Consider the following 13,547-nt stretch of genomic DNA (forward strand, 5'->3'; position numbering starts at 1 on the left):
ATGTGACAGAGGCAAGATAGTTATAGCGACTGGAATAGATATTTTGTTGTATTTATAGTGCTAAAAAAACAAAATACCATTTGAAATAAATACAGGGCGATCTTAGACCTCCGCCCTGTAGAGAACAATGTCAAAAATGGTCATTTCTGTAGACTTGAGTAATCTCCCGACTTACTCCCAGTCCTGCCAGTGGGTCGTTAATTCCGACACCCATGCATTGCCCACGCGGTATAAATTTTCACGCGAAATATCGAAGCCGCCAGAGTTGGCTTTTAAGGATTGTTCAGCGGTTTGCTTAGGATAAGGACGATCATAATTCGACGCAGAGCGCAGTACAGCGACACGACTTAAATCAGCTAGTCCCGCATCTGCCGCACGGCTAATCGCAGTCAACGTTGCATTGTCTTCTTGCTGGGTAGTGCAGTATTCGCCTTTGCCATCAGTGAGTAATTTTCCCCACTGAGTTGCCCGCTCGCCGAGCAGTTTTCCATGCCACCACGTGTTACCGGACATGGTGGTACAGGTGAGGACAAACGGGGCTTTTTTAGCAGTCGCATCAAGATAGTGTGCACGGTATTTTTGCGCAGTCTCATCATCCACCAAAGGTGTTGCTTTGGTCAGATCATAAAGTCGCTTGGTGAGTTTTTCATCCAGTTTAAACACTTCGTTTTGATATTCTAATACGGGTTTTTTCAATGGGTCAAACGTGCCGATACCCACATAGCCAGTCGGCCAACTTTTTGGTTTTTCACGGGCATCAAACTCTTGGGCAATGCCAAAGTCCACCACATAATCTGACCATGCAACACTGCCTGTGCTTGCCATCTGCGGATTCATCCCGGCAATGCCCGCCACCATAAAATAGCTTTTGCGCCAGTCAAAAGCCGTACTCTGTAAAAGCGCCGTAACCGTCGTTGCGACATTGGCATAGCCCATCCCCGTCGTCACCTGACAAATCCCCGTATCCGTACAGTTAAGAGTCGGGTATTGAGGATTTAAACCGGCAACTTTGATCTTCTGCGTAAATTTCAAATGGTCTTGCCAAGGCTGTGCTTCAGGCTGAAACATACTGATGATAAGAAGTTTAGGCGCAAGCTTTGTCGAAGATGTGATCACTGGCACAGGTGCCGTTGACTCAGCGGCATAGATACTGGTCGAAAGGGTTGCTAGACCAAATCCGAAGAGACCCAGAGCAATGGTAATCGTTGATGCTTTCATCATAGGAGTGCCTAATAAATCATTTAAAAAAATGTGGTCTGTGGAACACCCATACCTACTTCACATTCGGGGCCCATGCCTCTACAAAAGCCATGGTCAATTTGGCAGAGTTACGTTGGGCAACGCCTGACGCAAAGAAAGCACCCACATCAGGGTTGGCATCCGCCCCGGCAAGATCCGATAAGCTGCGGAAGGCAATAAAAGGAATTTGATTGGCGTACGCCACATGCGCAACACCCGCTGTCTCCATATCGACACAGTCGGCTTGGACGTTCTTTTCCAAATAATCACGGTATTTGGCATTGGCAAGAAATGCACCCGAAGAAATGCCGCGGCGGCCCATCACCAGATTCGGTGTACGGCAACTGGTTGGGCTGGTACAAATCGGCTCTAATGTCGTTGTTACCTTCAGACCGTTGGCAACGACCAACATCTGCGGATCGACCGGATAATCAGCGCGCATCTCGCCATGCACAATCGCCTTGCCCGAATAGGTATCGATCAGGGCTTCTTGCTGACTATTTTTAGCATTTAATACATTGGTTTCACGTAAGAAGATACCATCCGCATAAGGCGGTACATCTGGCATGAGTTTTAAGCCCAAGCAAGTCAGATCATTCGCTTTGCCGCAAGGCGCCGGAATCGCAGTACTGTTGGCGTAATACACTTCATTCGGTGCTAGCCAACTTTGTGCTACAACCACATCACCGACATGGTACTGTGAGTTGGTGCCCCCTGCGATGCCGCTAAACACAAGCTGGCGTACGTTATAATGATCAAACAATAACTGACTGGTCATCACGGCATTCGACATGCTGATGCCACTTAAGACCAAAACCACGGGAACACCGCGCAAAGTGCCCGTAGTAAAGGACTTGCCATTGATCAGCACGGTTGATTTATCCTGCATCTGCGCAAGGAGCAACTCAGCTTCCTGTCCAAATGCCGCCATGATGCCTAAGCGTGGGTTGCACTCAGTCAAGCAATGCTTGCCGACTGCCGATTGCAATGACGAAGAAACACGCTCATGGGAACTTAAAGACGCACACCCTGTCATCAACGCCGTCAATCCTAGCGTTACGCATAGCGCGGTCTTTTTAAAAGTCTGGATAAAATCACGAGAAATGATCGAATGACGCATAATGAACAACCTGTGCAGTCTATGATTTATAAAGCAATGATTTATTGTGAAGTGATCTAAGTTCACTTTATAAAAAAGCAGCTGAGGTAGAGGATTACCTCAGCATGCCATGGTTCACTGCCCCTGATCCTTCAGGGCAATATCAAGTGCTTATTTTGGTAAAACACCTTCTACGCCTTGCACGTAGAAATTCATTTTACCGAGATCAGCGTCTGAGTAGACCTTGCCTTTAGGCAAGAACACGACGCCCGCTTGATTGGTCAGAGGACCAGTAAAAGGATGTAATTTTCCGGAGTGAATCGCATCGCGTACACCCAGCGCATATTTCTGTACTTCTGGAGAAACGTCTGGACCGAACTTCTCGATGTTGATCGCATCTTTATCTACGCCCCACCAGATGCTGCTGGATTTCCACTTCCCAGCCAACACATCCGCCAGCACACTGTCATAGATTACATCCCAATGCAGGACAGATGCTGCAAGTTGCGCTTTGGCACCAAACTTACTCATATCCGAATCCCAGCCAAAGGCATGGATGCCTTTTTCTTGAGCAGCCTGTACCACGGCTGGTGAATCCGTATTTTGCATCAAAGTATCACAACCTTGCGAAATCAAGGCCAATGCCGCATCACGCTCTTTGCCTGGATCAAACCATGAGTTTACCCATATCGCACGCGTCGTGATTTTTGGATTCACACTGCGTGCCCCTAGGGTAAAGGCATTGATATTACGCACCACTTCTGGAATCGGGAATGATGCAACAACTCCTAACTTATTCGTCTTACTGGTTTTACCCGCGACCACACCCAGTAGATAAGCACCCTCATAAGTACGGATATCATAGGTACCTAAGTTCTTGTCCGTTTTATAGCCAGTAGCATGCATAAAAACAGTATTAGGAAAAACTTTGGCGACCTTCGCCATTTGGTTCATATAACCAAATGACGTCGCAAAAATCACTTTATTACCTTGCTGTGCAAGGTTACGGAACACACGTTCAGCATCGGCTGTTTCAGGAACGTTTTCAACATAAGACGTCTTAACCTTACCCTTTAGCTCAGCCTCACTGGCAAGACGACCCTGATCATGCGAATAAGTCCAGCCATGATCCCCTGTTGGTCCAATATACACAAATGCAGATTTCACCGGATCTGCAGCATAGGCTGTGGACAGCAAACCCAAGGTCAATGCGCTGCTTGCAGCTATCGCTGCGATCATTTTTCTCAGTGGCGATTTTTTCAATGGCGATGCACTCGGTTGTGACATAGCCGTATGTTCGGTATTTAGCATAGTGGGTTGTCCTGTGACGCTGTGTTGGTGGTCTCGTTGAAACATGAATGTGCTCCCCGGATATTTATCATTGATTTAATCATTTGCAGATGGTTTTAACATCCGCTAGCAACGTCATCTCTTGTCTTCAAATCGCCTGACTCTACACCTTGGCTTTCTACATTTGATACTAGCAAGTTATATACCACCGCTCTATGCGTTCGCTGTTATGTACAATATTGCAAAATACGATAGACAGTTGACGCATTGATGACGGTGGAATAATGGGCTTTTGAATGACTCACTTAATTGAGGTTGGATTTGCTTTGGGCTGCGGCCGATTTAAAATCGTGATCATCATTTTCTCCAGTGCTTTAACATCCACACTGCGCACTACGGTGTTTACCCGCTCTCCCAGATCTGGCCCCCAGCCTTGCGCCCATGACAAAGTATTGCCATAGCCTGCACCGGAGTCCGTATCGACATCCACCAGCAGATCGTCGGATTGGGTGATGATGCTGGGATCAAGCCACACTGCTGTCGCGATATCATCCCAAAGTGGGAATCCAGCCTCGTTATATTGTCTCAGCGCCTTGGCTATCGGCGTCTGTGATGCCGTCATGTCATTGAGCAACTTCGGTGTTAACTCGGTTGCGGTCGATGGGTCAACAGGGATCATCACGATATGCTTCCAAGGCTCACGCAATACGATGCGCGCCGCCTCAGGGTCCCAGCGGAAGTTAAATTCTAAACGCGGCGTATTGCGATATTCACGGCCAAACTGCTCGGCACTTTTGGAAGTAAGCTGCTGATGCGGATTAACACTGCCGCCCATATAGATCAGCTCTTTAGCGGTTGCGGCAAAGGTAGGGTCTAGACGCGCTGCCAGTGCCAAGTTGGTCAAAGGCCCTGTCGCAATAATCGTGACTTGCCCCGGAAACTCATGCACTTTACGGATCAAGAAATTCGCCGCAATCTCATTGGAAGGCTTGATCTGTGGATCCCCCTCAGGCAAATGAGGCACTTCATAAGGACCATGAAACTTAGGCTGAGTTTGGATCGTGCCGTCAGGGAACTTGTCGTCCATCCACGCCCCTTTCCAGACTAACCGACCATGCAACGCTTCCCATTTATTGGTGAAGGCTTTGGTATTTAAGAGTGGAAAAATGGCACCGGGCACCACAGGAATGTCCGTACGCCCAGCGATCTCTAGCATACGCAGTGCATGGGCAACATTCTCGTCCCGCCAAGCATCGCCACTGACTACGGTAATACCCAGTACATCGACATAAGGTGACATCAAAGCCATGAGCTGCGCAGCTCTGGGGCCGGCAATATCATCATCCAGAATGACTTTACGCTGATCTGCCGCATTTGCGGGGATAGTAGACGCTAAACAGCACAGTGCGATGGCGGAATACATGAATTTACGAGGAGAAAACATGATATATACCTCAAAAAAAAGCGACGTTTAGCTAAACGTCGCGGAGGAAGGAAAAAAGTAAATCATGAAAAATTAGAAGTTCTGTTTGAACTGCACACCGACCATACGCGGTTCGTTGATCATGCCGGTCAAGTTGTTAAAGTCGATACCACTGGTGGTGCGGATGGTATTGGTAATGTTCCGTGCAAAAACTGCCGCTTCGTATTTACCTGCATCCCAGTTATAACCCACCCGTAACCCTCCTTCGAGGATAGGCTGGCTCTTAAACTCTGCCGACTCATACAAGAAGAAATTGGCTGAACTGCGATATGACCAGTCGGTGTAGACAAAAAACTCGTCATCTTTATTCAAGTTCAATGGGATACCATAACGGAGCGTCACGTTGCTAATCCACTTCGGTGCTTGAGGCAGTGGATTACCATTGATCGATACTAAAGTTTTGCCATTTTTCACAATCTCAGGATCGGTAACGGTACATGTGCGGCAAGGCGCGACATAAAGATTCGGATCTTTAATTTCGGTATCGTTATAACTGGTACCCAGAGTGAATTTTAAGTGCTCCGTCAGATTGGCTTGGAAGTCGACTTCAGCACCTTGTCCAATGCTCTTATCCGCATTGATCAACACGTTGCTGTTGTTTTGTCCACCAACCACTGTTAACTGTTGGTTTTTCACGTCATAGCGGAAAACGCTAAAGTTCAGGCGAGCTCTCTTATCAAATAAGTCCGACTTAAAGCCCGCTTCATAGGAAGTAACCGTCTCCGCTTGTGCAACAGTGATCGGTACAAACTCTGTTGGTGGTGCGATACTTGGTGCGCGGAAGCCTGTTGCAACACGCGCATACAAGTTCACATCAGGTGTGATGGCATAGGTACCGCTCACATCCCAATTCACTTTATTGACATCAGCATCTGCGCTTTTCGCACCGAGCATCGGTACTTTATCTGCAAGTTTCACGTCAAAATTACGCTCATCGTGGGTGTAGCGTATCCCGCCGCGTACCTTAAATTTATCCGTGAGATCATAACTGGCGGAACCAAAGGCAGCCCAAGCCTTATTGTCTTGTTCCCATATCATATCCGTGGTTTTCTGACCTGAAGGATTAGACAACGTGTTATAACCTATTGACTCACCAGTGATATCATCCCAGAAATAATAGACACCCGCTTGCCAGTTCAGTGGCTGTCCACTCTTGGATTCGATACGGAACTCTTGGGTCAGCTGTTTGTGATCATTCACGCCACCACTGGTTTCTACTGGAAATGGAATTAAACCCGGGCCTGAAGGTGGAGCAAATACGGCACCGTATCCGCCATCAATATCACCACGCGTAAAGTATTTATTAATCGTTTCATAACCGGTGATCGAGCTAATTTTGAATTGATCAAAATTCCAGGTCAGATGCAGATTGGTACCAGATGTTTGTAACTCTTGCTTGTTATGTGCATCGGTTGATATTTCGGCAGGATCAAAACCATCAATGAGTTTATTAGTGCCGGGTTGAATAATGTTTGCACGGAACAATCGTGCAGAGCCGCTCATATCCCGCGCATGCACATTCAATAACGCTGAAAAGTCATCGCTCGGTTTGTACAGCAACTGGATACGGCCCGCTTTCTCATCGTAGCCCTCAAGCTTGCCACCTGTCACAGTGTCCTTGACCCAATCATCACGATGCTGAACCAAGCCAGATACCCGTACAGCCAAGACATCGTTCAAGGGAATATTGATGGCACCTTCTGCATTCGCCGTATTATAAGTCCCGTCGGAAAGACTATAGTAACCACTAACTTTATTGTCTAAAGTCGGTTTGACGGAATCAAACTTCACCACACCAGCGGGTGAGTTACGACCAAACAAAGTGCCCTGTGGACCACGCAATACTTCTACAGCCGCCAAGTCAAACATTGGATAGCCTTTTAGTACCGCATTTTCCTGCACGATATCGTCATAAACGAGAGACACGGGTTGCGAGGCGTAGGTATTAAAGTCGGTATTGCCATATCCGCGGATATATAAACGCGGGAAGCTACGACCGTTTGAAGACTCAATGTTTAAGCTCGGTGTTTTTGCTGCGAGTACACGAATATCCTGCCCACCAGAATTGAGCACATTCAATTGTTCACCGCGGATCAAAGAGACCGAAACAGGCACATTTTTAATATTTTCGGTACGACGCGATGCCGTAACCGTAACTGCTTCCAGTTTCGGTGCGGCTTCAGTTGCGGCCGTCGGTGTGGAATCTGTTGCGGGTGCAGCGACTGCTGTATCAGCAACAGGCGCAGGCTGAGGTGCATCTTCTGCCCAAGTCATCCCGATTGGCAAGGTCATTCCCAAAAGCAAGCCACCAATTTTGCCCAGTGAACTGGCTTGACTCAAGTGTTTAGACGTCATTTCAAAACTGGCGCGGCTCAATGCTTGTGCTAGCACGTTTTTAACCAGCTTTAAGGAAGGCGAAGATGGTTCGCCATGCTGTTTGACACGCCTAGATTCACTCATAATAGTCCCCAATGGCATAATGAAAATGATTAAAAAATTTAAAGCAGGCTGCCCCCTGCTTGACCCCAGATAGGCGATTACAGACTGCAAAAGAAAAAACACATTCCAACAACATGGACCCGATACTAGCAACTAATTCTTGTGCCACCCATGTTGCGGCGGTTATGTGGAGTATTGGTAAAATCGAATTTTTAAGCCCTGCATTCCGTCCTATACTCATCGTCATGTTGGCTTTGCAGCCTCCCATTGATCGTAATGTGCAGATCGGTAGAGCCTGTCTGACCTTTCATTACCCTGATTAGGCATGCTAAAAAACATGAATACAGAAATAGAAGCCGCTATAAACACATCAGCGCCGGTAGAAACACAATCCTTGTCTATTCGCGATCAGGATTTCTTACGCCAAGCCATTGCCCTATCACAGCAATCCCGCGAACAAGGCAAACATCCTTTCGCGGCTATCGTGGTCAATCCAGACGGAAAAATCGTTGCCCAAGCAGGTAATAACTCGCTCCCGCCGGAAGGCGATCCTACCCGTCATGCCGAAATTGTGGCCGTGGGTATGGCGGCTAAAATTCTTACCCCGCATGAGATGCAAGGGTGTACGCTCTATACCAACGCTGAGCCTTGTGCGATGTGTGCAGGCGGTATCTATTGGGGCGGGATTGGTCGCGTGGTTTATGGTATTTCAGAAGTTCACTTACTTGAGATCACAGGCAACCACCCTGAAAATCCGACACTCTCCTTGCCCTGTCGGCAAGTATTTGCCAGTGGTCAGCGTCCAACTACCGTGATTGGACCCTGCCTAATTGAAGAAGCTGCTGCCGTTCACGAAGGTTTTTGGAAATAACGAGGTCGATATGTCTTCACGCGCTATTCAATTTTACTTCCGCGGTGAAGTCCAGCAGGTGGAGGCGATTTCCCCCACCCGTACCGTCTTGCAATACTTACGCGAAGATTGCCACCATACCGGTACCAAAGAAGGCTGCGCCGAAGGAGACTGTGGCGCGTGTACGGTTGTGGTCGGAGAACTGGCTTCATTAGACGGTAAAGAATGCTTGCAACTACGTACGGTCAATTCATGTATTCAATTCCTCCCGACGTTAGATGGCAAAGCCTTATTTACGGTTGAAGATCTGGCGCAGATTCAAGCACTGCAAACCCTTAAAGACACTCATTCGCCTGCGATTAATGCGCATTCAGCCCATGCTGCAAGCAAAACACTGCACCCGATTCAGCAAGCGATGGTAGATCACCACGCCTCACAATGCGGTTTTTGCACGCCGGGCTTTGTGATGTCGCTGTGGGCAATGTACGAAAACCAAACCCATGCCCCTACTCGCACGGAAGCCACTGAACACATCTCGGGTAATCTGTGCCGCTGCACAGGCTACCGTCCCATCCTAGATGCCGCCATTGCAGCTTATGACTTGCCACGGGTCACCCTTGAACGCGAACCGATCATCAGTACGCTGAAAGCCCTAGAAGCACTCCCCGCACTGAGCTATCACATCGCAGGTCAACGGTTCTTTGCACCAAGGACTCGGGCAGAACTGGCAGTATTACGCATTGAATATCCACAAGCGCGTTTGCTTGCGGGAAGCACTGATGTCGGTCTCTGGATTACCAAACAAGGTCGTCAGTTGAGTGATGTGATTTATTTAGGTCATGTTACGGATCTTAAAAAAATTGATCATCAAGATGCTTACATTGAGATTGGTGCGATGGTATCGCTAACCGATGCCTTCGCCACGCTCACTCGTCTAGATACAGGCTGGACAGAATTGGCACGGCGCTTTGCCTCAGAACCGATCAAAAATGCGGGGACCTTGGGTGGCAATGTCGCCAATGGATCACCGATTGGCGACTCCATGCCCGCGCTGATTACACAGTCTGCGGAGATTGTGCTGCAGCACGGTGCATCCACTCGCCGCCTGCCCCTTGAAGATTTTTATCTCGATTACCAAAAAACGGCGCTGATGAATGGAGAGTTTGTTGCGGCGATTCGTGTGCCCATCTCTAAAACAATCGCGGGGATGTCTGCATACTTTCATACCTACAAAATCGCCAAGCGCAATGAGCAGGATATTTCTGCGGTATGTGGCGCATTTGCGGTAGTACTCAATTCAGCAGGAATCGTACAAAGCGCACGAATTGCCTATGGGGGTATGGCCGCCATTCCCAAACGCGCGGCATCTTGCGAGGCCGCACTGGTTGGGCAGCCATGGTCAAAGGCTCTCATTGAATCCGCAAAAAAAGCATTACAGCTAGACTTTGCACCGCTTAGCGACGGTCGCGCCAGTGCTGAGTATCGTCAGGTTATCGCGGCAAATCTCTTGACCCGCTTCTGGTTTGAGACCCTTCCAGCAGACGCTGCCACTCATGGCGCTCATGGACAGGCACCACACGTCAAGCGCTTAAGTGATCTGATCCCGACTCAAGCGGTGGAGGGCTAAGTCATGAATCAAGCGACGAATCTATCTGAAGTCATTCACATCAATAAAGACCCCGCGCTCAAGAACGCTGGGCCTATCGGCAAATCGATCCCGCATGAAAGTGCGCATCTGCATGTCAGCGGTCAAGCAACCTATATCGATGACCTACCCGAATGGGAAGGCACCTTGCATGCCGCGCTCGGTCTATCCACCTGCGCGCATGGGCGGATTAAGAAACTCGACTTAAGTGCGGTATATACGGCGGCTGGCGTGCGCTGCGTCTATTTGGCTAAAGATATCCCTCATCATAATAACTGCGGCCCCATCGTCGCCGATGAACCGATCATCGCTGATGATGTCATTCAATTTTATGGACAAGTCATTTTTGTGGTTGCGGCGGATACCTATCAACAGGCACGTGCCGCAGTGCGTCTGGCTAAAGTCGAATATGAAGCTTTTGAACCCATCCTAACCATTGACGATGCCATCAAGGCAGAGTCTTGGGTTTTACCTCCAGTCGATCTCAAGCGTGGTGAAACGGCAGAAAGTCTGAAGAACGCCCCCCATCGTCTGCAAGGATCGAGCGCTGTCGGTGGACAAGAGCACTTTTATCTGGAAGGACAAATCTCTTACGCCTACCCCAAAGAAGATCACACCATTCACGTTCACTGCTCAACCCAGCACCCCACTGAAATGCAGCATCTCATCTGCCATGCACTGGGTTATCGTGCCCATCAAGTCAGTGTGGAAGCTCGGCGTATGGGCGGCGGTTTTGGCGGCAAAGAATCGCAATCAGCGCAGTGGGCCTGCATCGCATCGCTACTCGCCGTCAAAACGGGGAAGCCGGTCAAACTGCGCCTTGATCGAGATGATGACATGGTCGCAACGGGCAAACGTCATGGTTTTGATTTTGAATGGGATGTCGGCTTTGATGATGAAGGACGCATCCTAGGACTACAAATTCAAATCGCCTCCAACTGTGGTTTCTCAGTGGATCTATCGGGTCCTGTGAATGACCGTGCAATCTGTCATATCGACAATGCCTACTATCTGGATGCGGTTGCAATCCGTAGTCTACGCTGTAAGACCCACACGGTCTCCAATACGGCCTTTCGCGGATTCGGCGGCCCTCAAGGCATGTTCCCGATCGAATACATCATCGACGATATTGCCTACTATCTAGGCCATGATCCTTTAGCTGTCCGTCTAATCAACTTCTATGATGATGTCACGCAGATCGCAGCCCACCCTGAAACTGCACGGAATACCACCCACTATGGCACGACCATTACGGATAACGTCATCCCAAGTCTCGTCAAAGAGTTGGCGCAAAGCTGTGATTACACTGCCCGGCGGGCAGAAATTGACGCATTCAATGCACAAAGCCCTATTATCAAGAAAGGTTTTGCACTGACACCGGTAAAGTTTGGGATTTCATTTAACGCGACGCTATACAACCAAGCGGGTGCCTTAGTCCATGTCTACAGTGACGGTACTGTACTGCTCACCCATGGCGGCACAGAAATGGGACAAGGTTTATATAGCAAGATTCGCCAGATTGTCGCCCATGAGTTTGCCATTCCCTTAGCCGATGTCCGTTTCTCGGCAACCGATACCAGCCGAGTACCCAACACCTCTGCAACGGCTGCCTCAAGCGGTACCGACTTAAATGGTAAAGCCGCACAAGCCGCTTGCATCACGATTCGCACCCGTCTCGCGATCTTTGCAGCAGAGCTTGCCCATACAACACTGGATCATGTTGTGTTCAGTGAGGGTCACGTCTATGCTGGAACTGACGACGCGATTGATGGTAAAGGATTGCAAAAATGGACCTTTGGCGAATTGGTGCTGCGCGCCTATCAAGCACGGATTCAGCTCTGGGACAGTGGTTTCTATAAGACCCCCGATATCCACTGGAATCCCGCCATTCGTTTTGGAAGACCTTTTTACTACTTCGCGTATGGCGCTGCCGCAACCGAAGTCGCTATTGATACCCTAACCGGTGAAACACAGATCCTACGTGTGGATGTACTGCATGACGTGGGGCAATCAATTAACCCCGCTATTGATATTGGTCAGATTGAAGGTGGCTTTATTCAAGGCATGGGCTGGCTGACCAGCGAAGAGCTGTATTGGGTCAAAAGCGGTGCCAAGACCGGGCATTTATTTACCCATGCGCCATCGACCTATAAGATTCCCACCGCTGCCGATTGTCCTTCGATTTTTAATGTCAAACTCTTCAACAATCAGAATGTTGAAAACACTATACATCGCTCTAAAGCAGTCGGTGAACCGCCATTTATGCTGGCACTGTCCGTCTTTTCTGCACTACGCGATGCGGTGAGCGCTGCGGTGGAAGCCGAAACAGGCATCAGAACCAAACTCAAGCCTAAGCTTGAAGCACCGGCTACACCTGAATCGATATTGCGGGCAATTCACCTTGGAATCAGCCAGCCCTTCGGACCACGGCCATGAAAGCATGGCTCAATACCTTGCCGACATGGCTGCTATCTCGGGATTGTGTTCTGGTCACCGTTGCTCGGGTCGAAGGCTCTACCCCGCGTGAAGCGGGTGCATCCATGTTGATCGGTGTTGATGAGACGGGTCAAACGCTCCAAGTCGATACGATTGGTGGCGGTCATCTGGAATGGCAAGCGACCGACATCGCTCAAAAGATGCTGGCAGGCTCAGAGCCTATACATCCGATTCACTTTGAACGCTTTAATCTCAGTGCCCGCTTAGGACAATGCTGTGGCGGCGTTGTATGGCTCATTTTTGAAAAGATCGCACCGGATCATTCGCAAAGTTGGCAAGCATTTATCAAGGCGTTAGAACAAGGCGCATGCCTACTCCGCACGCTTCGCCATGATCAAAGTCACTCGACGTGGACGACCCAATCAACGGGTAAAAATCGTGTCCAGCTCGACCATAGCACCGCAAAAAAATCGACGGTGGGAAAAAGTCAGACACCCGAAACTTTATGGCAATTTGAACAAGAAATTCTGGGTAGCCCATTTACGGTTTACCTGTTTGGTGCAGGACATGTTGGTCGTGCTGTGGTCGAAGCGCTACGTCCGCTTGATGCGAAAATTCGCTGGATCGACTCCCGCGATCATGGCTTTCCTGAGCATCAAGAAGCACATATTGATTATGTCAGTAGCGACGAGCCTGAAGATGAAATTGCACGAGCTCCAGCCAATAGCTACTTCCTGATCATGACGCACAACCATGCGCTTGATTTTAGATTGTGCTTAGCGTTATTCAAACGTAACGACTTTGCCTACTTTGGCTTGATTGGTTCGGAGAGCAAACGGGCTGTCTTTGAGCATCGCCTGCATGCACGCGGGGTTGACACCCTCCGTTTTCAAGAAATGACCTGCCCGATTGGCATTCAAGGCATCTACAGTAAAGAACCGGCTTTGATTGCAGTGTCAGTGGTTGCTCAAATGCTACAAGTCCACACTACCCGCCTCCAGACCGAACGGATCTATGGTGGCAAGACTTATCAGTCATCAAACTTGAGCTAGCGAAATCGACCTAG

10 protein-coding genes are annotated in these 13,547 nt (G+C 49.0%); 5 read left to right on the top strand and 5 right to left on the bottom strand.

Annotated elements, in window-relative coordinates; translation table 11 throughout:
- Positions 1–171: 171 nt before the first annotated feature.
- From HYN46_RS11885 to HYN46_RS11905, 5 genes are all read right to left on the bottom strand, one after another.
- Positions 172–1,221 (bottom strand): purine-nucleoside phosphorylase, encoded by a 1,050-nt coding sequence (locus HYN46_RS11885; protein ID WP_114899587.1) that lies wholly within the window; start codon positions 1,219–1,221, stop codon positions 172–174.
- A gap of 52 nt (positions 1,222–1,273) precedes the next feature.
- Positions 1,274–2,359 (bottom strand): 5'-methylthioadenosine/S-adenosylhomocysteine nucleosidase, encoded by a 1,086-nt coding sequence (locus tag HYN46_RS11890; RefSeq protein WP_114899588.1) that lies wholly within the window; start codon positions 2,357–2,359, stop codon positions 1,274–1,276.
- 150 nt (positions 2,360–2,509) lie between these two features.
- Positions 2,510–3,625 (bottom strand): BMP family ABC transporter substrate-binding protein, encoded by a 1,116-nt coding sequence (locus tag HYN46_RS11895; RefSeq protein WP_114900734.1) that lies wholly within the window; start codon positions 3,623–3,625, stop codon positions 2,510–2,512.
- A gap of 304 nt (positions 3,626–3,929) precedes the next feature.
- Positions 3,930–5,072 (bottom strand): nucleoside hydrolase, encoded by a 1,143-nt coding sequence (locus HYN46_RS11900; RefSeq protein ID WP_210009161.1) that lies wholly within the window; start codon positions 5,070–5,072, stop codon positions 3,930–3,932.
- A 72-nt stretch (positions 5,073–5,144) separates the two neighbouring features.
- Complete coding sequence (locus HYN46_RS11905) at positions 5,145–7,571, bottom strand: TonB-dependent receptor (protein ID WP_210009163.1); 2,427 nt, start codon at positions 7,569–7,571, stop codon at positions 5,145–5,147.
- A gap of 113 nt (positions 7,572–7,684) precedes the next feature.
- Between HYN46_RS11905 and HYN46_RS17295 the strand changes: the two genes are divergently transcribed.
- The 5 genes from HYN46_RS17295 to xdhC are packed head-to-tail and all read left to right on the top strand — an operon-like array spanning position 7,685 to position 13,533.
- A complete protein-coding gene (locus HYN46_RS17295; RefSeq protein ID WP_162818181.1) occupies positions 7,685–7,873 on the top strand; it encodes a hypothetical protein in 189 nt (62 codons plus the stop codon).
- Between the two features lie 14 nt (positions 7,874–7,887).
- Positions 7,888–8,421 carry a nucleoside deaminase gene (locus HYN46_RS11915; RefSeq protein ID WP_114899590.1) on the top strand — a complete coding sequence of 178 codons (534 nt, stop codon included), beginning with the start codon at positions 7,888–7,890 and terminating at the stop codon, positions 8,419–8,421.
- Between the two features lie 10 nt (positions 8,422–8,431).
- On the top strand, positions 8,432–10,027 hold the full coding sequence (gene xdhA, locus HYN46_RS11920; protein WP_114899591.1) for a xanthine dehydrogenase small subunit: 1,596 nt from the start codon (positions 8,432–8,434) through the stop codon (positions 10,025–10,027).
- Between the two features lie 3 nt (positions 10,028–10,030).
- A complete protein-coding gene (xdhB, locus tag HYN46_RS11925; protein WP_114899592.1) occupies positions 10,031–12,481 on the top strand; it encodes a xanthine dehydrogenase molybdopterin binding subunit in 2,451 nt (816 codons plus the stop codon).
- On the top strand, positions 12,478–13,533 hold the full coding sequence (gene xdhC, locus HYN46_RS11930) for a xanthine dehydrogenase accessory protein XdhC (RefSeq protein ID WP_114899593.1): 1,056 nt from the start codon (positions 12,478–12,480) through the stop codon (positions 13,531–13,533). The genes xdhB and xdhC overlap by 4 nt, the downstream gene beginning before the upstream one ends.
- Positions 13,534–13,547: the final 14 nt, after the last annotated feature.

The sequence above is a fragment of the Aquirhabdus parva genome, from assembly GCF_003351745.1.
In the GTDB taxonomy this organism is placed as follows: domain Bacteria; phylum Pseudomonadota; class Gammaproteobacteria; order Pseudomonadales; family Moraxellaceae; genus Aquirhabdus; species Aquirhabdus parva.